Origin of the sequence: Minwuia sp., assembly GCF_048263705.1 — a bacterium.
In the GTDB taxonomy this organism is placed as follows: domain Bacteria; phylum Pseudomonadota; class Alphaproteobacteria; order Minwuiales; family Minwuiaceae; genus Minwuia.
The window spans coordinates 1-25,948 of sequence record NZ_JBLXDV010000011.1; the positions used below are offsets into that span (position 1 = coordinate 1).

22 protein-coding genes and 1 tRNA gene are annotated in these 25,948 nt (G+C 64.2%); 6 read left to right on the forward strand and 17 right to left on the reverse strand.

Features of this window, described 5'->3' with window-relative positions; translation table 11 throughout:
- Window positions 1–110 precede the first annotated feature (110 nt).
- From ACN0X7_RS15200 to ACN0X7_RS15215, 4 genes are all read right to left on the reverse strand, one after another.
- Window positions 111–998: a 3-hydroxybutyryl-CoA dehydrogenase gene (locus ACN0X7_RS15200; protein WP_417518761.1), complete on the reverse strand. Its 888-nt coding sequence runs from the start codon at window positions 996–998 to the stop codon at window positions 111–113.
- A gap of 57 nt (window positions 999–1,055) precedes the next feature.
- Complete coding sequence (locus ACN0X7_RS15205; protein WP_417518763.1) at window positions 1,056–1,985, reverse strand: electron transfer flavoprotein subunit alpha/FixB family protein; 930 nt, start codon at window positions 1,983–1,985, stop codon at window positions 1,056–1,058.
- On the reverse strand, window positions 1,985–2,734 hold the full coding sequence (locus tag ACN0X7_RS15210; RefSeq protein ID WP_417518765.1) for an electron transfer flavoprotein subunit beta/FixA family protein: 750 nt from the start codon (window positions 2,732–2,734) through the stop codon (window positions 1,985–1,987). Before ACN0X7_RS15210 ends, ACN0X7_RS15205 begins: the two co-directional genes overlap by 1 nt.
- A gap of 196 nt (window positions 2,735–2,930) precedes the next feature.
- Complete coding sequence (locus tag ACN0X7_RS15215) at window positions 2,931–3,173, reverse strand: hypothetical protein (RefSeq protein WP_417518767.1); 243 nt, start codon at window positions 3,171–3,173, stop codon at window positions 2,931–2,933.
- A gap of 225 nt (window positions 3,174–3,398) precedes the next feature.
- Between ACN0X7_RS15215 and ACN0X7_RS15220 the strand changes: the two genes are divergently transcribed.
- A complete protein-coding gene (locus ACN0X7_RS15220) occupies window positions 3,399–4,058 on the forward strand; it encodes an alternative oxidase (RefSeq protein WP_417518769.1) in 660 nt (219 codons plus the stop codon).
- Window positions 4,059–4,089: 31 nt separating this feature from the next.
- On the opposite strand, the gene ACN0X7_RS15225 is transcribed toward ACN0X7_RS15220, so the two are convergent.
- On the reverse strand, window positions 4,090–5,007 hold the full coding sequence (locus ACN0X7_RS15225) for a DMT family transporter (RefSeq protein ID WP_417518771.1): 918 nt from the start codon (window positions 5,005–5,007) through the stop codon (window positions 4,090–4,092).
- An 87-nt stretch (window positions 5,008–5,094) separates the two neighbouring features.
- Window positions 5,095–5,170, reverse strand: a tRNA-Glu gene (locus ACN0X7_RS15230).
- A gap of 200 nt (window positions 5,171–5,370) precedes the next feature.
- Here ACN0X7_RS15230 and ACN0X7_RS15235 point away from each other — a divergent pair.
- On the forward strand, window positions 5,371–6,828 hold the full coding sequence (locus ACN0X7_RS15235; RefSeq protein WP_417518773.1) for a hydroxymethylglutaryl-CoA synthase family protein: 1,458 nt from the start codon (window positions 5,371–5,373) through the stop codon (window positions 6,826–6,828).
- A 400-nt stretch (window positions 6,829–7,228) separates the two neighbouring features.
- Here the strand turns inward: ACN0X7_RS15235 and ACN0X7_RS15240 are convergent, their stop codons facing one another.
- Window positions 7,229–8,446 (reverse strand): PLP-dependent aminotransferase family protein, encoded by a 1,218-nt coding sequence (locus ACN0X7_RS15240; RefSeq protein WP_417518775.1) that lies wholly within the window; start codon window positions 8,444–8,446, stop codon window positions 7,229–7,231.
- A gap of 85 nt (window positions 8,447–8,531) precedes the next feature.
- Here ACN0X7_RS15240 and ACN0X7_RS15245 point away from each other — a divergent pair, with 85 nt between their 5' ends.
- The gene (locus ACN0X7_RS15245; RefSeq protein ID WP_417518777.1) at window positions 8,532–9,002 is read left to right on the forward strand and encodes a hypothetical protein; all 471 of its coding nucleotides are present in this window, start codon (window positions 8,532–8,534) and stop codon (window positions 9,000–9,002) included.
- 8 nt (window positions 9,003–9,010) lie between these two features.
- Here ACN0X7_RS15245 and ACN0X7_RS15250 read toward each other — a convergent pair whose 3' ends face one another.
- Window positions 9,011–9,808, reverse strand: a complete 798-nt coding sequence (locus ACN0X7_RS15250; RefSeq protein ID WP_417518779.1) for a cupin domain-containing protein — start codon at window positions 9,806–9,808, stop codon at window positions 9,011–9,013.
- Window positions 9,809–9,883: 75 nt separating this feature from the next.
- Window positions 9,884–10,315, reverse strand: coding sequence for a cupin domain-containing protein (locus ACN0X7_RS15255; protein WP_417518781.1), 432 nt, complete (start codon window positions 10,313–10,315; stop codon window positions 9,884–9,886).
- Window positions 10,316–10,437: 122 nt separating this feature from the next.
- Here ACN0X7_RS15255 and ACN0X7_RS15260 point away from each other — a divergent pair, with 122 nt between their 5' ends.
- Entirely contained in the window at window positions 10,438–11,076 is a 639-nt protein-coding gene (locus tag ACN0X7_RS15260; protein ID WP_417518783.1) for a DJ-1/PfpI family protein, read from the forward strand.
- An 8-nt stretch (window positions 11,077–11,084) separates the two neighbouring features.
- The gene (locus tag ACN0X7_RS15265) at window positions 11,085–11,654 is read left to right on the forward strand and encodes a helix-turn-helix domain-containing protein (protein WP_417518785.1); all 570 of its coding nucleotides are present in this window, start codon (window positions 11,085–11,087) and stop codon (window positions 11,652–11,654) included.
- 27 nt (window positions 11,655–11,681) lie between these two features.
- Here the strand turns inward: ACN0X7_RS15265 and ACN0X7_RS15270 are convergent, their stop codons facing one another.
- From ACN0X7_RS15270 to ACN0X7_RS15305, 8 genes are all read right to left on the reverse strand, one after another.
- Window positions 11,682–12,371: a DUF2161 domain-containing phosphodiesterase gene (locus ACN0X7_RS15270; protein ID WP_417518787.1), complete on the reverse strand. Its 690-nt coding sequence runs from the start codon at window positions 12,369–12,371 to the stop codon at window positions 11,682–11,684.
- A gap of 45 nt (window positions 12,372–12,416) precedes the next feature.
- Window positions 12,417–15,743 carry an error-prone DNA polymerase gene (locus tag ACN0X7_RS15275; protein WP_417518789.1) on the reverse strand — a complete coding sequence of 1,109 codons (3,327 nt, stop codon included), beginning with the start codon at window positions 15,741–15,743 and terminating at the stop codon, window positions 12,417–12,419.
- A 6-nt stretch (window positions 15,744–15,749) separates the two neighbouring features.
- Complete coding sequence (locus tag ACN0X7_RS15280) at window positions 15,750–17,234, reverse strand: Y-family DNA polymerase (RefSeq protein WP_417518998.1); 1,485 nt, start codon at window positions 17,232–17,234, stop codon at window positions 15,750–15,752.
- On the reverse strand, window positions 17,197–17,841 hold the full coding sequence (locus ACN0X7_RS15285; protein ID WP_417518791.1) for an ImuA family protein: 645 nt from the start codon (window positions 17,839–17,841) through the stop codon (window positions 17,197–17,199). The genes ACN0X7_RS15280 and ACN0X7_RS15285 overlap by 38 nt, the downstream gene beginning before the upstream one ends.
- A 271-nt stretch (window positions 17,842–18,112) precedes the next feature.
- Complete coding sequence (gene recQ, locus ACN0X7_RS15290) at window positions 18,113–19,918, reverse strand: DNA helicase RecQ (protein WP_417518793.1); 1,806 nt, start codon at window positions 19,916–19,918, stop codon at window positions 18,113–18,115.
- A 235-nt stretch (window positions 19,919–20,153) separates the two neighbouring features.
- Window positions 20,154–22,712 carry a polynucleotide kinase-phosphatase gene (locus ACN0X7_RS15295; protein ID WP_417518795.1) on the reverse strand — a complete coding sequence of 853 codons (2,559 nt, stop codon included), beginning with the start codon at window positions 22,710–22,712 and terminating at the stop codon, window positions 20,154–20,156.
- A complete protein-coding gene (locus ACN0X7_RS15300; RefSeq protein WP_417518797.1) occupies window positions 22,709–24,115 on the reverse strand; it encodes a 3' terminal RNA ribose 2'-O-methyltransferase Hen1 in 1,407 nt (468 codons plus the stop codon). The genes ACN0X7_RS15295 and ACN0X7_RS15300 overlap by 4 nt, the downstream gene beginning before the upstream one ends.
- A 768-nt stretch (window positions 24,116–24,883) precedes the next feature.
- The gene (locus ACN0X7_RS15305) at window positions 24,884–25,021 is read right to left on the reverse strand and encodes a hypothetical protein (protein ID WP_417518799.1); all 138 of its coding nucleotides are present in this window, start codon (window positions 25,019–25,021) and stop codon (window positions 24,884–24,886) included.
- A 328-nt stretch (window positions 25,022–25,349) separates the two neighbouring features.
- On the opposite strand from ACN0X7_RS15305, the gene ACN0X7_RS15310 reads away from it, so the two are divergent.
- Window positions 25,350–25,943: a type II secretion system protein gene (locus ACN0X7_RS15310; RefSeq protein ID WP_417518801.1), complete on the forward strand. Its 594-nt coding sequence runs from the start codon at window positions 25,350–25,352 to the stop codon at window positions 25,941–25,943.
- The last annotated feature ends 5 nt before the right edge of the window (window positions 25,944–25,948 follow it).

Consider the following 25,948-nt stretch of genomic DNA (forward strand, 5'->3'; position numbering starts at 1 on the left):
AGCGTTTTTCGTTTTCATGGAATCACCATGAAAACGAAATAACGCAACTCGCACAGGTAGTTGCCATTCTTGAAAACTGTCTGAATGGTTCCATTCAGACTGTTTCCGCCCTAGCGCGTGGGCACCGGTGCGTCACCGCGATAGTCGTAGAAACCGCGCTTGACCTTCTGGCCCAGCCAGCCCGCCTCGACATATTTCACCAGCAGCGGACACGGACGGTACTTGGTATCGGCCAGGCCGTCGTAGAGCACCTGCATCACGGCCAGGCAGGTATCCAGCCCGATGAAATCCGCCAGTTCCAGCGGCCCCATGCGATGGTTCGCACCCAGCTTCATGGCCGTATCGATCGCATCCACCGAGCCAACGCCTTCATAGAGCGTGTAGACGGCTTCATTGATCATCGGCAGCAGGATCCGGTTGACGATGAAGGCCGGGAAATCTTCCGCGGCCGTCGGCGTCTTGCCGAGCTTCATCACCACTTCGCGCACGGTGTTGAAGGTGGTGTCCTCGGTCGCGATGCCGCGGATCAGTTCGACAAGCTGCATGACCGGCACCGGGTTCATGAAGTGCATGCCCATGAACCGTTCCGGGCGGTCCGTCACCGACGCCAGTCGCGTGATCGAGATCGAGGAGGTGTTGGACGCAACCAGCGTGTGATCGGCCAGGTGCTCGGTCAGCGACTGGAAGATCACCTTCTTCAGGGCTTCGTCCTCGGTCGCCGCCTCGATCACCAGATCGGTCTGGCCGATGTCGGCCATCTCGATGCTCGGCTTGATCCGCGCCAGGGTGGCGGCACAGTCGGCGTCGGAAATCTTGCTGCGGGCCGCCTGACGCATCAGGTTGCCTTCAATCACACCCAGCGCCTTGTCCAGCTGTTCCTGGCTGATGTCGTTGAGAACCACATCATACCCGGCCAGAGCGCAGACGTGCGCAATACCATTGCCCATCTGACCGGCGCCAATGACGCCGATCGAGCGGATCGAACCCGTTTCGCTCATGTCTTCACTGTCTCCTGATGGACGTTGCTGGCAGGATCCGGATGGGCAAGCTCCCGATCAGAGCTTGCTTTCCAGTTCCGGTACCGCCTGGAAGAGATCCGCAACCAGGCCATAGTCGGCAACCTGGAAAATCGGAGCTTCCTCGTCCTTGTTGATCGCGACGATCACCTTGCTGTCCTTCATGCCGGCCAGATGCTGGATCGCACCCGAAATGCCGACGGCGATGTAGAGTTCCGGGGCGACGACCTTGCCGGTCTGACCGACCTGCATGTCATTCGCCACGAAGCCCGCATCGACGGCCGCGCGCGAAGCGCCGACGGCGGCACCCAGCTTGTCTGCCACCTTGTAGAGCATCTCGAAGTTCTCGCCGTTCTGCATGCCGCGACCGCCGGAGACGACGATCTTGGCGGATGCCAGCTCAGGGCGGTCCGATTCGGAGAGCTTTTCCTCGACGAATTCGGACAGGCCCGGATCCTCGACGGCGGAAACGCTCTCGACCGAGGCGCTGCCGCCTTCTTCCGCCGCCTTGTCGAAGGCCGTCGGGCGAACGGTGATCACCTTCGTCTCGTCCGAGGACTGGACCGTGGCCAAGGCGTTGCCGGCATAGATCGGGCGCACGAACGTATCGGCGCTTTCGACGTCGGTGATCTCGGAAATCTGCTGAACATCCAGCAGCGCGGCGACGCGCGGCATCACGTTCTTGCCCGATGTCGTGGCGGGCGAGACGATGTGACTGTAGTCGCCGGCGAGGCTGACGATCAGCGCGGCGCGATTCTCGGCCGTTGCATGCTCGTAGCCGGCGTCATCGGCATGCAGCACCTTGCTGACACCATCGATCTTGGCGGCGGCTTCGGCGACCGCTCCCGAACCGGAACCGATCACCAGCACGGTGACATCGCCACCCATCTTGGATGCGGCCGTGACGGTCGCGAGGGTGGCCGGGTTCAACTCGGCATTGTCGTGTTCAGCTATTACCAGAATACCCATCAGATCACTCCCGCTTCGTTCTTCAGCTTGTCGACCAGTTCCTCGACAGTCTCGACCTTCACGCCGCCCTGGCGCTTCGGCGGTTCGGAAACCTTCAGTGTCTTCAGGCGCGGCGCGATATCGACGCCCAGATCTTCCGGCGTCTTGGTATCGATCGGCTTCTTCTTCGCCTTCATGATGTTCGGAAGGCTGGCGTAACGCGGTTCGTTCAGGCGCAGGTCCGTGGTCACGACCATCGGCATCTTCAGCTTCAGCGTCTGCAGGCCGCCATCGACCTCACGGGTGACGTGGGCGCTGTCGCCCTCGATCTTCACCTCCGACGCGAACGTGCCCTGGCTCCAGCCCAGCAGCGCGGCCAGCATCTGGCCCGTCTGGTTGCTGTCGTCATCGATAGCCTGCTTGCCCAGGATCACCAGATCGGGCTTTTCCTCGTCGCAGACGGCCTTCATCAGCTTGGCAACGGCCAGCGGTTGAACCTCGTCGTCCGTCTTGACCAGAATCCCGCGGTCGGCACCCATGGCCAGCGCCGTGCGGATCGTCTCCTGACACTGCTGGACACCGATGGAAACGGCCACGACCTCGTCGGCGGTGCCGGCTTCCTTGAGACGCACGGCCTCTTCGACGCCGATTTCGTCGAACGGATTCATCGACATTTTCACGTTGGCGAGTTCAACGCCGGACTGATCAGCCTTCACGCGTACCTTGACGTTGTAATCAACGACGCGTTTGACAGCGACGAGTACTTTCATCTCCCGCGATCTCCAGGATTATTGATGGTATGACAGGCAGGCACACGGACCAGAAGACCCCCGCACCAGTAATAAATATCGCCACTGACAGACAGAACCGCCAATGGTGCAGCGCACACTAGATAGGCAGTCCGGGGCTGTCAACGAAGCGTCATACGTGATTTTGCCACATGCGGCCCAGCCGGTGCACGCCGTGTCAGTTGGGCGTTTCGTCTCCTGCGCCCATGACCGCCACCATGTCGCGCAGGGCTTCCGGGGCGGCACTGCCAAGACTGGTCTGCATGGCCTGCATCAGGGTCGCCATCACCGCAGCCGAGAAGACCTCGCGACCGATTCCCTGCTCGGTGCATTCTTCCAGCGCATTGTCCAGATGCCGGGTCACGATCTCGGCGGCACCGGCGAGTTGCGTCTGCACGGCATCGTTGGGCATGTCCGTCATGGTCTACCTCCTGAACCTTCTCTGTAGGCTGTCGCGTCTCAGCGCAGATGCGCACGAGCCATATGCCATGTCAAATGCCGGAGAGTCCCATCGCGGCGTGGGGTCGCAAGCGGTGCGGTTTTCCTTGCTTCGCGGGCTGGGGAAGCCATCTGGGAGACGATCAGGGCCGCGGCATCGTGGTGCCGCCGCCGGACTGGTCCGTCAGCCTGATATGGAGAGATCGCGATGACCAGACCTGTCGAGCAACTCCACTTCGAACCGCAACACCTGAGCGACAGGATGGCCCTGCGCATCGTCAAGTTCATGCGGATCTTTGCCGACTGGTTTTTCACCAAGCGGTACGGACACCGTGCCGTCGTTCTGGAAACGGTCGCCGCCGTGCCCGGCATGGTCGGCGGCCTGCTGCAGCATCTGAAGGCGCTGCGTACCATTCGCGGGGACGAAGGATGGATCCGCGAGCTGCTTGATGAAGCCGAGAACGAACGCATGCACCTCATGACGTTCGTCGAGGTCGCCCAGCCTACCCGGCTGGAACGCATACTGGTGATGGTCGCGCAGGCGGTCTTCTACAATCTCTATTTCTGGCTGTATCTGTTCGCGCCGAAGATCGCGCACCGTGTGGTCGGCTATCTGGAGGAGGAAGCCGTCGTCAGCTACACGCAATATCTTGAAAGCATCGACGACGGAGACATCGACAACCCGCCCGCGCCCGAGATCGCCATCGACTACTGGGGCCTGCCCGCCAACGCCAGGCTGCGCGATGTCATCGTCGAGGTCCGCGCCGACGAGGCGGGACATCGCGACAGGAACCACGCTTTTGCGAACGAACTCGCCGACGATGGCGCAACCTCCGATGATGTGCAGCTGACAAAAAGGGAAACCTGAACGTCGGCGCACTTGCCGCCAGCCGCGTCGGTCAGGTCTGTCGCCTGTCCAGCAGCCCGACCGCCAGCACCAGTCCGATGGTCACGACGACAACGCCCCATATCTGGATCCCGCCGGGGATTTCGTTCAGAAGCGGAGCACCGACCAGCACCGCCGACGCGGGGATGGCCGACGGGAATACCGCGCCGCGCGACGGTCCCAGCAACTGCACCGCCGCCATGAACGCCGCCGTTGCGATGCATCCGGCGAACACGCCCTGTCCCAGCCACTGGATCGCGAATTCGTCCCAGCCGATCAGGGCGATGCGATCGACGTCGCCGATCAGCAGATAGACCGGCAGCATCGTCGCCATCGACAGCACCGTCACCACCGCCGCACCTCTCAGCGGCGGCACCTGCCATACGCGCAGCAGGATGGTGAACACGGCGAAACTGAAGTTGGCGGCGATCAGCAACAGGTCGCCCAGCAGGATCCGTCCCGTGATCGCGCTGTCCAGAGCGCCGCTGCCGACCATCAGAATACCGGCAATGATGGCGATCAGGCCGACGATGCGCCGCCGGCCAGGGCGCTCGCCCAGGAAGACGACCGACAGCAGCGTCGCTCCCAGTGTCAGCGTCGCAGGTCCGATGACGGCGCCGTGCGTCACGGGGGCCAGCGTGAAACCGCCCGCCATCAGGAACCCGAAGGCCGGGCCGCCGACCACGGCAAGCACAACCCCTCTGCCCCAGCCGATCCCGCCGAGGTCGCGCCAGCCGAAATACAGCAGGTAGGGCAGGAAGATCAGACCGGCCGGCACCAGGCGGGCAACCGCGAGATCGAGCGGTGAAAATCCGACAAGCGCGCCGTGCCGCGCGATGATCACATAGGCCGTCCAGCCGACCAGCGCGACCAGCCCGAACAGCAGTCCGCGCAGCGGCAGTCTCGACGGCTGTGAAGCGCCTGTGGACAAGGTTCAGATCCTGCATGTGCGCACCAGGGCGCGATCACGGCAACAGCCCCGGAATCCGGAACGATCAAGGAGGGAGGTTGTCGCAAATGGTACCCCGTAGGGGACTCGAACCCCTGTTTCCGGCGTGAGAGGCCAGCGTCCTAGGCCACTAGACGAACGGGGCAGTGACCATTTGGCAAGGCGCGCGTTCTAGCGTCCGCGGGCGGCAGCGTCAAGCGTGCGGCTGTACGGGTCATGTGCCAGACAGCAGGCCGATGCCTGTCTTATGCAACCCCCGCCCCCTTGCGGCGCAACGGGGCTTGGGCTTTATTGGTCCCAAGCGCGCCGTCAGGTGCGCACGGGGAGAATTACCGGGAGAGCGAAATGGCGGGCATTACCCGATTTGGCGGCTACGTGCCGCGTCTCAGGCTGCAGCGCAAGGCTGTGGTCGAGGCGAATGGCTGGTTCAATCCAGGACTGGCCGGACTGGCCAAGGGCGAGCGGTCCATGTGCAACTGGGACGAGGACAGCCTGACCATGGCGGTCGAGGCGGGGCGCGACTGCCTGGGCGAGACACCGCCGTCGAACATCCGCGCGATCCATTTCGCGTCCACGACCATGCCCTTCGCCGACCGCCAGAACGCGACCGTCGCGGCCACCGCGCTGCAACTGGGCGAGGATCTGCGGACGGTCGATCTGACGTCGTCCATGCGGGCCGGCACCTCGGGCATGATCGAGGCACTTGAGAACATCGAAGGCCGGGATGGCCAGATCCTCTATCTCGCCGCCGATCATCGTGAGACCGCATCGTCGGGCGCGCAGGAACTGCAGATGGGCGACGGCGCGGCCTCCTTCGTGCTGGGCAATGACAATGTCATCGCCGAGTTCCTGGGCAGCCATCAGATGTCGACCGATTTCGTCGATCACTATCGCGGCCAGAACCGCAGCTTCGACTACAACTGGGAAGAACGCTGGATCCGCGACGAGGGCTATTTCAAGATCGTGCCGCCGGCGATCGAGGCGCTGTTCAAGAAGACCGGTGTCTCCGGCGATGACATCGACATGATGGTCATGCCCGCCCTGATCCGTGGCGTGCCGCAGAAGATCGCCAAGGGTGCCGGGATCAAGGACGAGGCCGTGCAGGACAACATGCACGCCATCATGGGCGAGGCGGGCGCGGCCCACGCGCTGATCATGCTGTCCCGTGCGCTGCAGGCGGCCAAGCCGGGCCAGACCATTCTGGTCATCGGCTGGGGTCAGGGCTGTGACCTGATGCTGTTCCGCGCGACGGATGCGATTTCCGGCTTCAAGCCCTCGCTGGGCGGCGTCGAGGGCTTCCTGGCCCGCAAGAAGGAAGAGAGCAACTACAACCGCTACCTCGCCTTCAACGAACTGATCGAACGCGACAAGGGCATTCGCGCCGAGGTCGACGCGCAGACCGCGCTGACCACCCTGTACCGCAACCGCGACAAGGTCCTGGGCTTCGTCGGCGGCAAGTGCACCAAGTGCGGGACGGTCCAGTATCCCAAGGCCCATATCTGCGTGAACCCGAACTGCGGCGAATGGCACAGCCAGGAAGATTTCCGCTTCGCCGACGTGCCCTGCACCGTGCAGTCATGGACGGCGGACGGCCTGACCTACTCGCCGGACCCGCCGACCCATTTCGGCATGGTCACTTTCGAGGCCGGCGGGCGGCTGATGGCCGACCTGACCGACGTCGACAAGGGCGGCGTCGAGGTCGGCATGCCGCTGCGCATGGTCTTCCGCGTGAAGGTCGAGGACGAGCGCCGCGGCTTCAAGAAGTACTTCTGGAAGGCCGCGCCGGACCACCGCAAGGTCTGACGACGACTTGCAGTCGAGATCGGGAAAGGGCGCTCCGGACAACCGGCGCGCCCTTTTTCATGGTTGCGCAAACCTTGCCGCGAACTCCCCCGTGTTCCGGGATCCCCGGTCAGGCCGGGGACGGGCTTGATCCCGGAACCCGGCGGATGGTGAAACACGTCGCAGTCTGTGCCGATGCGAACGCTGCACTGGGCACCCCCGCATCGGGGTGCGGGATAAACTTTGATCAAGCCTGTCCCCGGCTTGACCGGGGATCCCGCTGCGCGTGGTGGTTTGGCATGAACGCATCCGCACACTCTTCCCTGTTCCGGGACTCGATCCCGGAACCCAGCGCGGCGTCTCCACTGCGCCAAGACCGCCGGATTGAACCGAAGCGAGCCGCAAGGACCCGGTAAAGGGCCTACAGATGCCTGTTTCCACTCACCTCCGGCACGCCGAATTCTGCGTGGCAGACCTGGGCCAGTCTCGCGATGCCATCGCGCATGACGTCCTGTGGCGGGTGGGCGAAGCAGATGCGGATCCATTGCTTCCGTCCCTCTTCGCGGGACCATTCGCTGCCCGGATTGATGGCGATGCCCTCGGCCAGCGCAACCTGGTTCAGGCGGTCGGTATCGACGCCATCGGGCATGCGCACCCACAGGAAGATGCCGCCCGGCGGACGCGTGTAGTGAACGCTGGTCCCGAAACACTCGTCCAGCGCGGCCGTCAGATTGTCCAGCTTGGCTTCCAGATGGGCGTTCAGGCGCTTCAGGTGCGCGTCGAAATGGCGGGGGCAGTATTCGGCCAGCACCATCTGCTCCAGCGCGCCCGATCCGGCGTCCGCCTTCACCGACAGGATACGCGAAAGCATGTCCCACGGCGCGGCGATGTAGCCGACGCGCAGCGCCGGTGCGATGGTCTTGGAGAAGGTGCCGATGTGGATGACCCTTGCATCCCGGTCCAGCGCCATCAGCGCGGGCGGACGCTCGCCGGTCCAGACCAGGTCGGCATAGCATTCGTCCTCGAACACCGGCACGTCATGGGCGCGGGCCAGTTCCAGCAGCCGTTCGCGACGCGCGCGCGGCAGGATGGTGCCGGTCGGATTGTGCACGGTCGGGATGGTGTAGATGTATTTCGGGCGGACCGCCTCGGCCTGAAGACGCGCCAGTTCCGTCTCCAGCGCATCCATGTTCATGCCGTCCGCATCGACGGCGACGGACACCGCGTGGACGCCGCATTTCGCCAGCCGCGGATAGACACCGCCATAGTTCGAGGCCTCGATCAGCACGGTATCGCCGGGGGCCAGCAGCACCTCGTTGATCAGGTCCATCGCCTGCAGCGACCCCGACGTCAGAATGATGTCGTCCGCCGGGCAGTCTATCCCCGCATAGCGCTTCAGCTTGCCCGACAGGAAATCGCGCAGACCCCGGTGCCCCTGCGGACCCGAATGTACATTGTACATGCCCATGCTCGCGCCCTCCCGCGCCAGCACCGCATCGGCGGCGGCACGCAGGTCGTCGACCGGCACCATCTCCTCGGCGTTGTTACCGCCGACGAACAGGAACGGCGGATGCCCGGTAAAGCGCCCTGACGGTGCCGGCAGCCCTTCGCGGGCGACGGATGAGAAATCGAATGCCATTGCAGAACCACCCCATGAACCCCTATCTCACACAGACTCGCACAGGCCCGTGGCAGGGCTCAAGCTCGACGAACCCGGAGGACCCATGCTTTCGACGCGGAAAATCATGATCATCGGGCTGACCTGCCTGGTCGCCGGACCCGCGGTCGCCGAATCGCTGTCGGAAGACGTGCGCACCGTCGGTTACACCTACGGCCTCTATCGCGCCTGCACGTCGTACTATGCCGAGCGCGGCGGCCTGGATGCGCTCTGGTTCCGGGTGCCCCTGGAGGATCGGAACCTGGCTGCGTTGAGGCAGGCCGATCCGGCACCCGCCGGACGGGACGATCTGATCGCGACATATGAATCGGCGAAAAAGCTCGGATCAGATGTCGGCACCAACCGCATCCGTATCCTGAACCTCAGCGCCGAAATCCGGGACACCGACGATCAGGTCAAGGCATGGTGCGAAACCGCGAAGGCGCGGGTCGAACCCTGCCTTGAGGACGACGCGCTATCCGCGATGGCGCATTTCAGCAGATGCGCAGATGCGATGCCCGACCCTGAAAAAGGCTGAGAAGGGCCCTAGAACCCCCACAGGTCCGGCTTCGTCTCGTCGTCCACCCATGCCCCCGGCCCCTCGGCCCAGACGAACATCAGTGCGCCGTAGCGGGTGCCGATCTCGACGGTGGTGCCGGCTTCCAGCACAAAGAAATCGCCGTTGCGGCCGATCTCGCCGGAGACATTCAGGTCGCCCGACATCAGGAAGATGTCCGTCAGCCCGCCCAGTTTCAGCGGAGGCAGCGAGGTGCCCGGCAGCATCTGGATCTGGCGCAGCCGCCGGTCCATGCCGGTGGTGTCATAGTTCCAGAGATTGCGCCGCACGACGCCCGCCGCCGCGGTGGCGAGCCAGGGCACGTCGGCAACGGTCACATGAACCTCGGGCATCGCTTCGGGGTTCGGGTTGGTGATCTCGCCCGACACCGCACCGGTGTGCACGGGCACGCCTTCATCCGCTTCTTCCGCATCCAGATAGATCACGGGGGCGTCCAGCCGGGCGCAGAGCAGGCTGGGTTCATAGGCGATGGCGTTGTGGGTGGCGCCCTTCAGGTTGATGCCGCACTGTCCGGCAACCGTCGGTCCCTGATAGTCGGTCAGCGCACCCTGCATCACGTACGAGGACGCCGGCCCCAGATGATGATGCAGCCCCGTCTGGGCAAACCGCTCGAACGACAGATAGCCGAGGAACAGACCGGCTTCCTTGTCCATGCGGACACCGGCGAGCTGCGTCCCCGGCTTGTTGGAATCGACCCAGTCGAGGTCGGCACCCGCGTAGGCGTAGACGCCCGGCGTCCTGCGCTTCGTGTTGGTCGTGTCGGCCATCGCGCCCTCCCGGCTCTGATTTCATCCGCAGTGTCGCAACGGAAGGCGCAGGAACGCAAGAACCGGGTCGTGCGCCTATGACTCCTCGAAACCCTTGCCTTCGTTTTCCGCGTAGAAACCGGCGGTGTTCTTGAAGATGTTCGGCTTGCGGTAGATCGCCAGCAGAACCGCGCCCTCGTCCGAGTGGGTTTCGTGAAACGAGCCCGGCTTGCGCCAGACATATTCGCCTGCCTTGCAGATGCCGTCATGGTCGTAGAACGAGCCTTCGAGCACGAAGGACTGTTCGATTTCCGGGTGCTTGTGGAACGGCAGCGTCGCGCCCGGTTCCCATTTCAGCAGGCAGGTCATCTCGCCCGCTTCCTTGTTCTCGTACAGCACCTTGATCTGGATGCCCTCGAACTGGCTCGGTCCCCATTCCATGTCGGCGGGGTTCACATAGGTGGAGCCCCCGATGGTCGGTTCGATCTTCGACTTCTTGGCCTTGCTGGCCGTGACAGGTGCGGACATCGAGGTGCCTCCCGGCTTGATGAAACTTGAAAACCACTCGGGAAACATTCGACAAAAAGTTTCCCACCAAGTCAAGGAACGTGTCACCATCGGCACAGCACACACGGAAAGGGAGCCCCGTCATGGCTGGCAGGCGCATCGCAATCTTCGTCTATGACGGCGTCGAGCCCATCGACATCGGCGGCACCTATGGCGTCTTCTCGATGGCGCGCCGCGTGGTGCCCGATCTGGCGTTCTTCACGGTGGCCGAGACGGAGGCTACGGTCACCCTGTCCAGCGGTCTGCGGATGCTGCCGGATCACACATTTGCAGGCTGTCCGGCGGCGGATGCGCTGATCGTCTGCGGCGGGCCGGGCTGGGTCGAGCAGCGGACGCGGCCTGCGGTTCTGGAGTTCATCCGGGACCGTGCGCCACAGGGCATCATCGCATCGGTCTGCACCGGCGGCCTGATCCTGGCCGCGACGGATCTGCTGGACGGCCTGCCCGCGACCACCCGCCGGGCCGGCATCGGCGACGAGACACCGCCGCTGCAGATCATGGGACGCGACCATGCCGGGATCACACCGACCGAGGCCCTGATCGTCGACTGCGGGCATGTGATGACCGGCGGCGGCGTCTCTCTGGCCATCGACCTCAGCCTGCACCTGCTGGCGCGCCTGTACGACGATGGCGTGCGCGATGATGTGGCGAAGGTCATCGAGTACGACACGGCCATGCGCGCGAACGCCCGGGCGCTGCCGACGCTGAAGCATCCTGCCTGACCGGCCGGATGACAGCGGAAGACCGGATCGGGCGGCGTGTGCGCGAGATGCGCAAGACCCGCGAGATGACCCTGGAGGCCCTCGCCACGCGCACGGGGCTGACCAAGGGCTATCTGTCCAAGATCGAGAACGCACGAAAGCTTCCGCCGGTCGCGACCCTGTCGAGCATCTCCGGCGCACTCGGCTGCGACATCGCCTGGTTCTTTCAGAGCGACCCTTCCGACGGCCCGCTGGAAGGCCGGGTCTCGATCGTCAGGGCGGACGAACGCCAGCCGGTCGTGCGCGGCGGTTCGAATTTCGGGTATGACTATCAGGCCATCGCCCATCGCAAGTCCGACAAGGCGATGTCCCCCTTCATCTTCACATTCCCTCCGACGATCGAGAGCGATGTGCATTTCGAACACGAAGGCGAAGAGATGATCTTCATCCTGTCCGGCACGGTCGAGTTCGAGATCGAGGACCGGACGGTCCTGCTGTCCGAGGGCGACTGCATCTACTTCGAATCCGACCTGCGGCACCGCGGACGCTCGGTCGGTGGAGAGGCGCAGGCGCTGGTGGTGATCCACCATCGGGACTAGATAAACACGTACGGATGGTGGCCTGTCTCACTCGCCAGAAGGACGCAGCACCTCCACAGTTGCGGCGAGATCCTTCAGCGCTCCGGCACCCTGCGGAGTAAGAGCATAGATCCCCCGCGCGATCCTTTCGAACCAGCCATAGTGATCGGCGCGCATCAGGGTCGCCGCCCGCGTCACACCTGTCGCCGAAGCGACGATGGAGGCCTTGGTCGGGCCGTTCTCACTCAGGCAGATCGCACAGCGCAGCGCGTCCTGGCGATAGGCGGTCATGCGCCTGACCCCGGTCACGCCACCCACATTGGGATCACCGACGCGGCGTTCGAATTCCCTCAGCAGCCGCCCTGCGCGTCGGCTGTTCCTTCGCGGTTCATAGGGACCTGGATCCAGATGCGCCTCGACACCGGGATTCTGCCCGGTCCGCACGGCCAGCAGTCCCAGTCCCAGACGGCGGCAAAGCCTGATGATGTCGCGATAGCGCAGTTTCCAGCCCCTCTCCGAGGATACCGGGACGGCCAGATAGACATGATCGAACAGGCTCTGGCGCTGCACGCCCTGCATCACCAGCGTCAGTGAGAATGTCAGTTTCAGTTCGACGACAACAGGCGGTTCGTCCCCGCGCACGGCCATCAGGTCGCAGTCGCCGATTTCGGCTTTGACCTCATAGCCCTGCGCCTCCAGATAGGCTTTCACCGGTTCGTAGAGATCTGATTCGCGCATGCGTGACAGGGTTCCACTTGTCGGCGGGCAGTTCAATGCCGGCCCTCAGTGGAAGTCGCGGCTTTTCGGGATCACGCGCACGTTGCGCGGATGACGGCCGCCGTGCGAGGGCAGCGGACTGACCACATGATCGGCGCGCGCGAGGGGCGGTTGCAGCGGATCGGCGGACAGGTCGTCCAGCCGTGCCGTCTCGTCGGTCAGGCGACGCGCCACGACATGCAGGACATTGTCCTCTTTCTGCACATACCCGTGCACCGCCAGCAGCCGCGCGCCCATGATCACCTTGCGATGCTGCGCCATCACGTCGGGCCAGTTGACCACGTTGGCGACGCCGGTCTCGTCCTCCAGCGTGATGAAGACGACGCCCCTGGCGCTGCCGGGGCGCTGACGGATCAGCACGATCCCGGCGACCGAGACGGTCTGGCCCGACCGCATCTGCCACAGGTCCGCCGCCGGCGTGAAGCGCTGTGCCGTATAGCTCGCCCGCAGGAAGCTCATCGGGTGCGCCTTCAGCGACAGGCGCGTGGTCTGATAGTCGGCAACGACATGTTCCGACAATGGCATCGCGGGCAGCAGCACCGGCACGTCGGCGCCTTCGTCCTTCTGCGCGTCATAGGTGAACAGCGGCAGGTCCGGGCCGTTCTTCACCGCGCGGGCATCCCACAGCGCCCCGCGCCGGTCCCGTCCGAGCGAGCGGAAGGCATCGGCCGCAGCCAGGATCTGCACCCCGCGCGCCGAAACACCTGCCCGTTCGCGCAGTTCGACCACCTCCGCATAGGGCGTGCCGCGATGCGCCAGCAGCCTCCCGCCATCCTCGCTGGACAGTCCGTCGATCTGTCTGAACCCGAGGCGCAGCGCATATGCCATATTCCCCGACGCATCGGTCCCGCAGGGTTCCAGAATATTGTCCCAGTCGCTGTAGTTCACATCCGCCGGCAGCACGGTGACGCCATGGTCGCGGGCATCGCGCACGATCTGCGCCGGGGCGTAGAACCCCATGGGCTGGGAATTCAGCAGCGCCGCCGCGAAGGCCGCCGGATAGTGGCATTTCATCCAGCTTGAGACATAGACCAGCAGGGCGAAACTGGCAGCGTGGCTCTCGGGGAAGCCGTATTCGCCGAAGCCCTCGATCTGGCTGAAACAGCGCGCGGCGAATTCCGGATCGTAGCCGCGTTCGACCATTCGGCTGACCATCTTTTCCTTGTGCGCACTGACCATGCCACGCGAGCGGAAGGTCGCCATGGCCTTGCGCAGTTGGTTAGCCTCGACGGGCGAGAATTTCGCCGCAACCATGGCCAGCTTCATCGCCTGTTCCTGAAAGATCGGCACGCCCAGCGTCCGCTGCAGGATGTTCTTCAACTCGTCCGGATCGTGTTCAGGACCGGGGGCCGGATATTCCACCGGTTCCTTGCCCTGCCGACGGCGCAGATAGGGATGCACCATGTCGCCCTGGATGGGGCCGGGACGCACGATCGCGACCTCGATCACCAGATCGTAGAACCTGCGCGGCCTCAGGCGTGGCAGCATGTTCATCTGCGCCCGGCTTTCGACCTGAAACACGCCGACGGAATCGCCCGCGCACAGCATGTCGTAGACCGCCGGATCTTCCTGCGGCACGGTCGCCAGCGTGAAGGGCCGGTCATAATGCGCCGCGATCATGTCGAAACATTTCCGGATGCAGGTCAGCATCCCCAGCGCCAGCACATCGACCTTCAGGATGCCCAGTTCGTCGATATCGTCCTTGTCCCATTCGATGAAGCTGCGGTCGGCCATCGCGCCATTGCCGATGGGCACGGTCTCGGTCAGCGGGTTCTGGGTCAGGATGAAGCCCCCCACATGCTGCGACAGGTGCCGGGGCATTCCGATCAACTGGTCCGCCAGCGCGATGGTGCGTTTCAGATGCGGGTCCGACATGTCCAGCCCGGCCTGTTCGGTCTTCAGATCGTCCCCCGACGATCCCCAGCTGCCCCAGACGGTCTTTGCCAGCGCGCTGGTGATGTCTTCGGACAGGCCCATCACCTTGCCAACCTCGCGGATCGCCATGCGCGGGCGGTAGTGGATCACGGTCGCGCACAGCCCCGCCCGTTCGCGGCCATAGCGGTCGTAGATGTGCTGGATGACCTCCTCGCGGCGCTCATGCTCGAAATCGATGTCGATGTCGGGCGGTTCCTTGCGCTCTTCGGAGATGAAGCGTTCGAACAGCAGGTCGTGCTGGGCCGGATCGACCGCAGTGATGCCGATGCAGTAACAGACCGCGCTGTTGGCCGCCGATCCCCGGCCCTGACAGAGGATACCTTCGCCCCGCGCGTACTGCACGACGTCATGGATGGTCAGGAAGTAGCGCGCGATATCCATCTTCGCCATCAGCGCCAGTTCTTTCTCCAGCGTCGCCCGGACGCCGTCCGGAATGCCATTGGGGTATCGCCTTGCCGCGCCCTTCCAGGTCAGTTCCGCCAGATATTCATCCGCCGTCCGCCCGCCGGGCACGGTCTCTTCCGGATATTCGTAGCGCAGTTCGGACAGGGAGAAGGTACAGGCATCGGCGATGATCCGGCTCTGGGCGATGGCGTCGGGCCAGTCCGCGAACAGGCGGATCATCTCGTCGGGGCCTTTCAGGTGCCGCTCGGCGTTGGGGTTCAGCCGGTGGCCGGCCTCGAAGATCTTCACCTTCTCCCGGATACAGACCATCACGTCCTGCAGCGGACGCCGGGCGGCGACGTGATAGTGCACATCGTTGCTCGCCACCAGCCGCAGCCCGTGCGCCTGCGCCAGACGGTCCAGGCGGTTGATCCGGGCGCGATCATCCCCGCGATAGAGATAGCTGGCCGCGACATGGGTCAGGGCGGGCAGAGCGTCCAGCAGGTGCGGCAGATCGGCCTCGAAACGGTCGGGATCGTCCTGCGGCAGGGCGATCAGTGCGAGATCGTCTGCCGTCCCCAGCCGATCCACCGCCATCTGCAGGGTCAGGTCGCAGATGCCTTTTCGCTGCCATTTGCCTTCGGCGCTCTGCATCTTGCCCGCCGACAGCAGGCTGCAGAGCTGGCCGTACCCCAGCCGCGTCTTCGGGTAGGCCAGCAGGGACGGCGCATCCAGAAAATCGAGGCGGCAGCCGATGACGGGCCGCAGCCTGGCCTTGTGCGCCTCGGCGTGCAGGCGCACGACACCGGCCATGCTGTTGCGGTCGGCAATGCCGATCGCGTCATAGCCCAGCACATGCGCTGCCGTCACAAGCTCGACCGGGTCGGAGGCCCCGCGCAGGAACGAGAAATTGGTGACCAGCCCCAGTTCGACAAAGGCGCTGCGCGGGTTGGCGCGGAAATCCTCCGGGTTCTCGATCCTGCGGCGTTCAGGGGTCAGCGGCGCGTCGGGCATGGTCTGTCACGCATCGATGCCGTGCACGTACCAGCGCGGCGGGTTCTCGTCCTCGCTGCCGCCGCGCGTGTCGCCATGCAGGCCCTCGCGAAAGATCCAGTAGCGGCTGCCCCGGCTGTCCTCGATCCGGTAATAGTCGCGCAGGCGCACGGTCGATTTCTCCCGCCACCATTCGGGCGCGATCCGCTCCGGTCCCTCGCTGCGGACAATGCGGTGGACCTGCTTGCGCCAGACGAACTGTGCAGGCGGGCCGTCGGGGACCGCATACAGCACCTGCGTTTCCTCCGGGCGCTGCAGCAGGCGCAGGGGCCGCGGCAGGGCCGGATCCGGCGGGTCATCATGTCTTGCCGGTACGTCTCCGGCGGGCACAATCGCCTCGGCCCGTTCGGGCAGATGGCTTCCCTGAGGTGCCAGCCGCATCACGGCATCGGGCCCCATGCGCGCCACCAGCCGGTCGATCAGCCGGGTGAATTCCAGCCCTTCGTGAACATTGCCTGCCAGATCCTGCTGGGCAGCGGACTGTTCATCAAAGAACGAAGCCTCCAGCACCAGCGCATCGAAACCGAAGCCGCACTCCAGGCGGTCCAGCCTGTATTCGAACAGCTTTGCCAGATGCGCCGGGTCGCGGCTGGCGCGGCTGATCGAGACCGCCGCCTCCGAGTGGCCGCCATCGGTGCGGTATCCGGTCAGGCAGAGACGCCGCGCGCCCGCTCCCTTCTCCGCCATCAGCAGGCAAAGCTCCTCCAGTAACTGCTCCAGCACGAAGACGACGCTCTGCAGTTCGGCCACCGGTTCGGCGAAGCGGCGCACGGTGCGCAGGGGCTGTTCCGGCATCTTCGCCGTCAGCGGTTCGGCGATGCGCCCGACCGCCAGGTCCAGCTTGCGCAACGGGTTGGCGGAATCGGCTTTCTCGCGCTGGAACCGCCGCGCCAGCGCCAGCCGCGAGATCCCGGCCAGCGATCCCACCGTCTTCAGGCCCAGCCGGTGCAGCAGCAGCGCCGTGTCATGATCCAGCCGGAGCGCGGCCACCGGCAACGATGCCAGCGTGTCGGACAACGTCTCCGGCATGCAGATGACCGTCGGTGCCCGTCCGTAGCGCGACAGGCCCCAGGCCGCGCCAATCGTCGGGGCAATGGCCAGATGCGCGGTCAGCCCGGCCCCGGCGAAGGCATCCCGCATGTCGGCCAGCATGGCCGCCTCCCCGCCCCACAGATGGTCGGATCCGGTGGTGTCGAGCAACAGCCCGTCGGCACCATCCGTCCGGGTCCAGGGGCACCAGCGCCGGCACCACGCGGCCAGACGCTTGAGATCGGCGGCATCGGCTGCCTCGTCCGCATCGAGCACCAGCAGGTCCGGCACCAGCGTCTTCATGTCGGTCACCCGCGCGCCGCGCTTCATGCCAAGTTTCGCCGCCGCCGCGTTCACATCGTGCAGGACGGGGCCGTGCTGGCCTTCACGCGCGAGAACCAGCGGCCCTTCTGTGGCCTGCATCTCTGCCGCCTGCGCGCCATGCCGACGGTGCCGCCAGCGCTGGATCGGGAAGTGGGGCAGAAAGATCGAGACGATGCGCCGTTGCGTCATAACCGGCCTCCCATATGCCCGGACGCGTGTCCCGGGCGCGAAACAGTTCAGCGCGCCATCGGGCCTTGCCCGGCGCGCGCGGATCATGCGGATGGGTTGACGATGCCAGCGACGAGACCCGCCAGCGCCTGCGTGCCGCCGACAGCGACTCCGACGCCCCGAACCGGATCAGGAAGGCGTGCGTGCCCGCCTTCTCGGCCCGGACCGCGAGCCGCTTGCTGGCCGTGAAGTCGCAGACTTTGGGATCGCCCCAGACCTCGCCGATCACGGCCCCCAGCACCGTGCATTTCAGCGCCTCTTCCATCGACCAGAGGACATCCTTCGCATCCCGCGCACAGACCAGCACCAACTGTTCCGGATCGACACCGAAGCGTTTCAGCGCCAGCCCGTAGGGACGCCCCATCTCCAGTGCGGAGAGACGGTCCTGCACCCAGAACACGGGCTTGCCCGCAGGTATCTGTCCCAGCGCAAAGCCGATGGCGCTGGCGTCCTGCGACTGCGCGAACAGTTCCGCCAACTGCGGATTACCCGCCGGACAATGCGGCAGGCGCGACAGGTCCGGCGTCTCCGAACCGGCAAGATTCGCCTGTTTCTTTACCGAAACGAGCCTTGGATGATGTGATCTCTCAGGGCGCATGTTCCATATTTACCCTATTTGTTCTATTTATATTCTCATATAAGTCAGGACCGCACGGGAGAGTCAATGGGAGAGTCGAACGGCAGCCGGATTGTGAACAAATGACGGGATGTGGATCGACACAGGCACCGCACACCTGCGAACAGGGTGCTCAGCCGTTCCGAAGCACGGCGAGAAAGCTTTCCGCGAACCGTTCGGCCTTGGACTTGCCGACGCCGGGGAGGTCGAGGAACCCTTCGGCATCCGTCGGCTTCTGCTCGGCCATCGCCAGCAGCGTGCGGTCATGGAAGATCACGTAGGGCGGCACCGACTGCGCGCGGGCCAGTTCCAGACGATGCGCCTTCAGGCGCGCCATCAGATCCTCGTTCTCGGGTGCCAGCGTCTGTGCCGCGGCACCGCCGGAACGCGTCGCGGACTTCGGTTTCTTCGTCACGATCTCGCGGCATTCGAAACCGGCACCACCCTGCAGGATTTTCTGACCGCTCGCAGTAATCTGCAGCCCGCCGAATCCCTCGATATCGACAGAAACATGCCCTGCCGAGACAAGCTGGCGCAGAAAGGCCTGCCACCACGGCTTGGCACGATCGCTGCCCCTGCCATGCATCGGCAACCGGTCGTGGCCCAGGTCCATCACGCGCTGGTTTTCGGACCCGCGAAGCACATCGGCAATGTGCACGGCCCCGAAACGCTGGCCCGTCGCCTCGATGGCGGACAGGGCCAGACGCGCCTGATCGGACGCATCGACCATCACCGGCGGGTCCAGGCAGATGTCGCAATTGCCGCACGGTCCCGTGGTATCGCCAAAATAGCCCAGCAGCATGACACGCCGGCAGGACGAGGCTTCGGCATAGGCGACCAGCGTGTCCAGTCGCTTGTGCTCGCGTCGCTTGGTGGCCGCATCGGAGGCATCGTCGTCGATGAAGCGGCGGCGCAAACGTATGTCGTCGAGACCGTAGAGCAGCAGCGTTTCCGACGGCGCACCGTCCCGGCCCGCGCGCCCGATTTCCTGATAGTAGGCTTCGATGTTCGACGGCAGATGCGTATGCACGACATAACGGATGTCGGGCTTGTCGATGCCCATGCCGAACGCGATCGTCGCGACCATGATGACGGCATCTTCGGTCATGAAACGATCCTGATGCAGCGCCCGCTGTCCCGCGTCCATGCCCGCGTGATAGGGCAGCGCGCTGAAGCCCTGCCCGGTCAGGAAAGCCGCCACCTGATCGACGTTCTTGCGCGACAGCGCATAGACGATGCCCGACTGATCGCGCCGCGTGTCCAGAAAGTCGGCCAGCTGATCCTGCCAGCGGGTGCGCGCCTGCGCCCGAAGCGTGATGTTCGGCCGATCGAAACCGGCCACGAAGATTTCGGGCCGTGTGCCGAACAGCTTGGCCGCGATATCCTCACGGGTCGTCGAGTCCGCCGTTGCCGTGAATGCTGCCAGCCGTGCCTCGGGAAACGCCGCGCGCAGCGCCCCCAGTTGTTCGTACTCCGGTCGGAACGCCGATCCCCAGCGGGAAATGCAGTGGGCCTCGTCCACCGCAAACATGGCCGGCGCAAGACGGCGCAGGGCAGCGATCATCCGCTGGGTCATCAATCGTTCGGGCGACAGGTAGAGCAACTGTGTCTCACCTGCCGCAACCCGTTGCCAGGCGGCAACATTGGTCTCGCGGTCCCGGCCGGAATTGATGGTCTCCGCCGCGATTCCGCTCAGCCTGAGGGCGGCGACCTGATCCTCCATCAGCGCGACCAGCGGCGAGACGACCACGGTCAGCCCGTCCATCAGCAGCGCCGGAATCTGGTAACACAGCGATTTGCCGGCCCCCGTCGGCATGACCGCGAGCGCATCGCGGCCCGACAGCAACGCTTCCACGACCTGCGACTGTCCGGGCCGGAAGTCATCGAAACCGAACGCCCGTTTCAATTCCTTCTTCGCGGCGATGAGCGGATCGGCCATGATCGGGCGGCTGCTTTCTGATGGGGAATCGGCTGAGTGCATACCCTATCGCATACGACTGCTCCCCTCTCCGAAGCCAGAAGTTTCAGCCGGAAGTTCCGCACATCCAGGCGTCACGCTTCCACCTGCGGGAAAAGCGTCGGCGCGGGCGCGCCGCCTCGTTTCGATATCGCACCGCTGTGCCGGACAACGCGGAAGGCCTGCCCCGTCGGTGACGTTTCGCCGGAGTAAAGGCTCAGAGGCGCGGATCGACCGGTTCCGTCTCCAGCGCCAGCACGCCGAACACACACTCATGCACCTTCGCCAGCGGTGTGTGGTTCACGAAGCGCTGAAGCGATTCCAGGCCCAGGGCGAACTCGCGCAGTGCGAGCGACCGCTTCCGCCCCAGACCGCGCTGTTTCAGCCGTGCCAGATGATGGGCGGCGTCATAGTCCGGACCGTAGATGATCCTGAGGTATTCCCTGCCGCGCACCTTGACGGCAGGCTGGACAAGCCCCTTGTTGCCCCGCGCGACGAAGCTGGCAGGCTTCACCACCATGCCCTCACCGCCCTTTGCCGTCAGACCGTCCCACCACGCGCAGGCTGATCCGATGGCCGCGTCATCATTCAGATCGACCGCGCGCCAGGGGGTGGCGATCAGGATCGGATCCCCCGTTGCCGCGAGTTCCGCGAGCGTTTCCATGTGCCAGCGATGGGGCCGGTCGGTATGAACGTGCCCTTCAGTGGCCAGAAGGTGAAACGGCGCCAGCTTCAGGTCATCCACCCCGTCAACCGGCCAGACGTAGGTCCGGTAGGCATCGGCGAACGCGCTGGCGGCTTCCCGCCGGGCCCGGACCTTCGCATGCTCCTCGCCCACCTCGACACCGCGCGCGACCGCCCGCGCCAGAGCCGCCTCGGCGACGGACGTTGCTATCTGGGCCGCGCTGCCGACCGGCGCATACTGTTCTGTGATCAGGCTCTGCGCCTTGGCTGACCAGGGCATGATCTCCATGTCCAGGCAGACCCAGCCGGTGTCGAAACGGTCCCACCAGCCCGCCTGGGTGATGGCGGTCCGCAGCCGTTCAAGCACCGCCGCCTCGCGGTTGGCAGGGAAAAACGAACGCCCCGTCCGCGTATGGATCACCCCCGTCCGCCCGCTCGACCGGAAGCGCTTTTCCGCAACCTCGGCGTCGCGGCAGATGATGGCGACCGCACGGGAACCCATGTGTTTTTCTTCGCAGACGACCTCGGCGACATTGCGGGCGCGATAGAAGGCAAAAGCCTCTTCCGGCCGCTCCAGCCAGCCCTCCTGCGCGCTGGTTTCCACCGGCGACATGGTCGGCGGAAGGTAGATCAGCCAGCGCGGATCGACGGCGAAACGGCTCATCGTTTCCAGCGCCCCCGCGGCCTGCGCCTCCGAGATCATCACCCGGCCATTGCCGCCTGTCTCGATCGCGCGTTTGCCCTGCACGTCATCCAGCCGGATCGCTGTGGGATCGCCTGCCGGTTCCGGCGCGACCAGCGGCCTGACCGGTTCGCACCAGACCTGTTCGGCGGGTACGTCGACCAGTTCCAGTTCCGGCCAGCGCAATGCCGTCAGCCTGCCGCCAAAGACACAGCCGGTGTCGATGCAGATCGTGCCGTTGATCCATTCCGCGTCAGGGGTCGGCGTATGGCCGTAGACGACCTTCGCCTGCCCCCGATAGCCGGCGGCCCAGTCGGCACGAACCGGCAGACCGAACGCGTCGATCTCGCCCGTCGTATCGCCATACATGGCAAAGCTGCGCACCTGTCCGCTGGCCCGGTTCTGCATGTCCTCGCGCAGGCCCGCATGGGCAACGCACAGATCGCCCCGGTCGAACACATAGTGGCTGATCAGCCCGTCCATCCAGTCGCACATCTCTGCGGCGAAGCCTTCCGGCTGCGCTTCGAACTGCTCGACCGTCTCGGCAAGCCCGTGGGTCAGCTTGACGTTCTTGCCCTTGAGCTTCCGGATCAGCTTGTTTTCATGGTTCCCGATCACGCAGAACGCCGTACCGGCATCGACCATGCCCTTGACCAGCCGCAGGACATCGGGCGAGCGCGGTCCCCGGTCCACCAGATCACCGACGAAGACCGCGCGGCGACCTTCGGGCGGTGTCACGCGATAGCCGCGCAACCCCGGCACACCGTCCGTTTCCAGCCCGTATCCAAGCTTCCGCAACAGGCTTTCCAGCTCGGCGGCGCACCCGTGAATGTCGCCAATGATGTCGAACGGTCCTGATTCGTGACGCTTGTCCGGCCAGAGCGGCGTGCGTTCGATACTCTTCAGCGCATCCATCTCTTCCGGGCTGCTGAAGATGTGCGTCATGCGCACGCCTTCGCGCTTCTGCAGGCTTTTCAAGCCGCGTTTCAGCGCGCGTACGTGATTGCGCACGACCTGCGCCCCGAACCGCCGGTCGGGACGTTCGGCATTCCGCTCGGTGCAGATCTTCTCATCGATGGCGAAGACCAGGCCGACGACCAGCGCGTGATACTTCCGGGCAAGGGCGACGAAGCGCGCCCGGTCTTCCGGCTTCACGTTCGTGGCGTCGATCACGGTCAGGCGGCGTGCGGCCAGCCGCTTCCCGGTGACATATTCGACCAGATCGAACGCATCCTTCGTCGCCGACTGATCCGTTTCATCATCGGCGACCACACCGCGATAATGGTCCGAGGAAACGATTTCCGTGGCCTTGAAATGACGGCGGGCGAAAGTGGATTTGCCCGCTCCCGACGGTCCGATCAGCAGGACCAGGCAATATTCCGGGATGGAGATTTCAATCGGGGCGCTCATCCGGCTGCCCCCTTCTGGAAAACCGCCATCTGCGTCGGATGACCATGGTCGGCGTGGGCCGCGCCGATGCCTTCGTAGAACGCGGTGTATCCCCGCCGCGCGCACACGCCCTCGACCCAGTCCTCGAACCCGGCGCGTGTCCATTCGAACCTGTGATCGGCATGACGCATCGCGCCGGGCGCAAGATTGTCGAACAGCGCATTATATTCGGCGTTGGGTGTCGAGACGATCACGGCACCCGGGCGGGCACGTTCGAAAACCACCCGCTCGACGGCATCCAGCCGTTCGGGATCGATATGCTCGATCACCTCGATCAGGGTGATGGCGTCATAACCTTCCAGACGCGTGTCCTCATAGACCAGCGACCCGCGGAACAGGCCGATCCGCGCGCGCTGGCTTTCCGACATGCGATCCAGCTTCAGCCGCCGCTCCGCCTTCTCCAGCTCCATACTGGAGACATCGAAGCCGACGATGCGCTGAAACTGTTTCTGGCGCATGAGGCGGCCGAGCAGGTTGCCTTCCCCGCATCCCAGATCGCAGACCCGGGTGACGCCCAGCTTCAGCAATGCGGCGGTGACGGCTTCATACCGTTCGTCATTGAGCCTCAGGGGCTTCTCCAGCGTCTCCTCATCGCCAACGGTGCCATCTTCATCCCCGTCCTCGTGGGTGCCGAACTTTTCATCGAGCAGCGACAGGGCCTCGTTCACGTACCGCCGACGATGAAGATAGCGCCCGGCAATCAGATCGCGCTCCGGATGGCCCTGCAGCCATGCGCCGCCCCTGGCGATCAGTTTCCCGACCTCGTCATCGCCGATCCAGTAGTGCTTCGCATTGTCGAGGACCGGGATCAGCACATAGAGATGGGTCAGCGCGTCGGACAGCCGGACAGTTCCGCTCAACCGCACCGTGCGGTACCTGCTGTCCCCCCATTCCGGATGTTCGGAATCCAGCAGCGCCGCTTCCGCTTCGACCTCATATCCCAATGGCTCGAAAAGGCGTCGGACGATCGCATCCCCGCCCCTGCACGGCAGCGGAACCACCGTCAGTTTCAACGGGATAGGCGTGTCGGCAAGGGCCTCCCGCTCCGGTGCGCGCGCGGCCATGGCGTCGCGCAAGGTCCGGGCGATCGCCACCGACAGAAAGGACGAGGCCGCATAGGGCCGGTCGTTGACATAATGATCCAGCAACGCCGCACCACGGCTGTTCCGACGCCCGCGCACAAGCTGGATCGGATCGATATCCAGCATCAGCACCGCTTCGCAATGGTCTTCCCGCGCTTCCGGATAGAAGATGATCGACTGCCCGAAGCTCAGTTCCGCACGATGCACGTTCGCGGGATTCTTGCGCAGCAGGAATCCCAGGTCTGTGGCCGGTCGATGCGTTGTCGAAATGCTCAGAAACATGCCGCCGTGCCATATAGGACCGGCTCTGCGAAAACAAGAACAAAGAAGGAATTACGCCGGTCGCAGCAGACGACGGAGCTGCGTGGCGGCGCAGGATCAGCCCAACGGCAACCGTTGAGAGGGTATGTCTGATCCCGAGAAAACTGGAGCGGGCGAGGCGATTCGAACGCCCGACCCTAACCTTGGCAAGGTTGTGTTCTCAAGTATTTACAAGCACTTAGTTGTAGGCCTTGCGCCGATACCGGGCCTGTTAGTGCGGCTTTGATCGTTTCACGGTTACAGCTGTAACCAGGCCAGAGGTTACAGTCGTCCTCAGGTATTCGGGGTCATGGTGGCCGTAGACTTCTCGCACCATCCTCACACTGGCGCCGATCATCGTCGCGATCCTCTCATCGCTCTCCCCGCGCATCTTGGCCCAGGTCGCCGCCGTATGTCTGAAGACATGCGTTCCGAGCTTTCCGAGACCGGCCCGGCCAGCAGCCTTCGAGAGTGACGTCTTCACCGACGAGATCGGCTCCCCGTTGAACTTGATGACGTGGTCGCATGTACGATGCCTAATGATGCAGTTCAAGAAACCCCACCACATCGTCGGGTGGCCGTTCTATGAGATCGGGATCGATCTTTGCATCCTGGTGGTGTTGATCGGCGTGGTGTTGAGCAAGCCACCTTGAGTAAGGTCGATGGTCTGGACGTCTATGTTGGGAGGCAATCGTTAACGGTGACTGGCTAAACTTACCCTTCAATCCTGATTGAAACGATAATGGGTCATTATGGGTTTTCTGGAGCAACTTCATCGGGACGTTCCAGGTCAATCTCGCCCCAAGTGAGAGTGTGCACAGTGACTTCAGGATAAAGTCGATCTGCTTCGTCAATGAACTCCTGCAAAAGCGCCTGTTTCGCAATCATGCTCGCCCTCATCAACCGCTGAAGACGCGTCCGCCTGTGCCCGAGACTCTGATCAGAAATGGCACTGAAAAAAAGGGAGCTAAGCACGATAGCATTCCCGGAATGAAGGAATTTCTCGTTCGCTCGGAAGTCGCTCAACCGGCGATCAGATCGGGCTCGCGTTGACAGGATACGCACGACGGAAATCGCATCGACCGCGACGCCCGAAAACACGGTTTTACAACTTTTTCATACTTCGCTGTCACTCTCTCGTGCACGAAGCAATGAACTCTGGGCTGCCTGATCATGAAGGCCGCCCAACGTCCGGTACCGTGTTGAGGAGCAGAAAATGACCGCACAGCGCAACAGCAAGAAACGACAGGCTGGCTTCACGCTGGTCGAATTGATGGTGGTGGTGTCCATTATCGGGATTCTGGCCGCGATCGGCATTCCCCGTGTATTCGCCTATGTGCGCGCAAGTGAGACCGCAGAGGTCAGTCAGGCCGCAGGTCGCATCGCAGCGGGTATCAAGACCTACGAGGATTCGCAGCTCAAGAGCGCGGCTGATGTGGTCGCCGACATCGACGGTACCGAACTGACACCTGATAGCTCCGGCACGACCGAACTGACAACGATCATTCCCTTTCTGGTGCTGAACCCGGATGGCAATTTCGATTACACGATTGACGCGACGGTCGGCGGCACAGGCACGCCCCTGGAAGGTGAGGTTGTCGTCTGCATCACGGCAAGCGGGCGCGCCAGTTCCGGCGTCACCGGCGGCAAGATCGCATACACAAACGTCAAGACGACGGCCACGGGCTGGGACAGCAATCTGAACCGGGCACCGTACGTGAACGGCGAAACCGACTTCACCAACCTGACGGCCGGCGGTTACTGCGCTGCAACCGGTGCGGTGCAGGCGACCTGCGACAGCTGCGGCTAAGGCCC

Coding starts and splice junctions, on each gene's coding strand:
- ACN0X7_RS15200 (WP_417518761.1), bottom strand. CDS start 998: ATGAGCGAAACGGGTTCGATCCGCTCGATCGGCGTCATTGGCGCCGGT.
- ACN0X7_RS15205 (WP_417518763.1), bottom strand. CDS start 1,985: ATGGGTATTCTGGTAATAGCTGAACACGACAATGCCGAGTTGAACCCG.
- ACN0X7_RS15210 (WP_417518765.1), bottom strand. CDS start 2,734: ATGAAAGTACTCGTCGCTGTCAAACGCGTCGTTGATTACAACGTCAAG.
- ACN0X7_RS15215 (WP_417518767.1), bottom strand. CDS start 3,173: ATGACGGACATGCCCAACGATGCCGTGCAGACGCAACTCGCCGGTGCC.
- ACN0X7_RS15220 (WP_417518769.1), top strand. CDS start 3,399: ATGACCAGACCTGTCGAGCAACTCCACTTCGAACCGCAACACCTGAGC.
- ACN0X7_RS15235 (WP_417518773.1), top strand. CDS start 5,371: ATGGCGGGCATTACCCGATTTGGCGGCTACGTGCCGCGTCTCAGGCTG.
- ACN0X7_RS15240 (WP_417518775.1), bottom strand. CDS start 8,446: ATGGCATTCGATTTCTCATCCGTCGCCCGCGAAGGGCTGCCGGCACCG.
- ACN0X7_RS15245 (WP_417518777.1), top strand. CDS start 8,532: ATGCTTTCGACGCGGAAAATCATGATCATCGGGCTGACCTGCCTGGTC.
- ACN0X7_RS15250 (WP_417518779.1), bottom strand. CDS start 9,808: ATGGCCGACACGACCAACACGAAGCGCAGGACGCCGGGCGTCTACGCC.
- ACN0X7_RS15255 (WP_417518781.1), bottom strand. CDS start 10,315: ATGTCCGCACCTGTCACGGCCAGCAAGGCCAAGAAGTCGAAGATCGAA.
- ACN0X7_RS15260 (WP_417518783.1), top strand. CDS start 10,438: ATGGCTGGCAGGCGCATCGCAATCTTCGTCTATGACGGCGTCGAGCCC.
- ACN0X7_RS15265 (WP_417518785.1), top strand. CDS start 11,085: ATGACAGCGGAAGACCGGATCGGGCGGCGTGTGCGCGAGATGCGCAAG.
- ACN0X7_RS15270 (WP_417518787.1), bottom strand. CDS start 12,371: ATGCGCGAATCAGATCTCTACGAACCGGTGAAAGCCTATCTGGAGGCG.
- ACN0X7_RS15275 (WP_417518789.1), bottom strand. CDS start 15,743: ATGCCCGACGCGCCGCTGACCCCTGAACGCCGCAGGATCGAGAACCCG.
- ACN0X7_RS15280 (WP_417518998.1), bottom strand. CDS start 17,234: ATGCAGGCCACAGAAGGGCCGCTGGTTCTCGCGCGTGAAGGCCAGCAC.
- recQ (WP_417518793.1), bottom strand. CDS start 19,918: ATGGCCGATCCGCTCATCGCCGCGAAGAAGGAATTGAAACGGGCGTTC.
- ACN0X7_RS15295 (WP_417518795.1), bottom strand. CDS start 22,712: ATGAGCGCCCCGATTGAAATCTCCATCCCGGAATATTGCCTGGTCCTG.
- ACN0X7_RS15300 (WP_417518797.1), bottom strand. CDS start 24,115: ATGTTTCTGAGCATTTCGACAACGCATCGACCGGCCACAGACCTGGGA.
- ACN0X7_RS15305 (WP_417518799.1), bottom strand. CDS start 25,021: ATGATTGCGAAACAGGCGCTTTTGCAGGAGTTCATTGACGAAGCAGAT.
- ACN0X7_RS15310 (WP_417518801.1), top strand. CDS start 25,350: ATGACCGCACAGCGCAACAGCAAGAAACGACAGGCTGGCTTCACGCTG.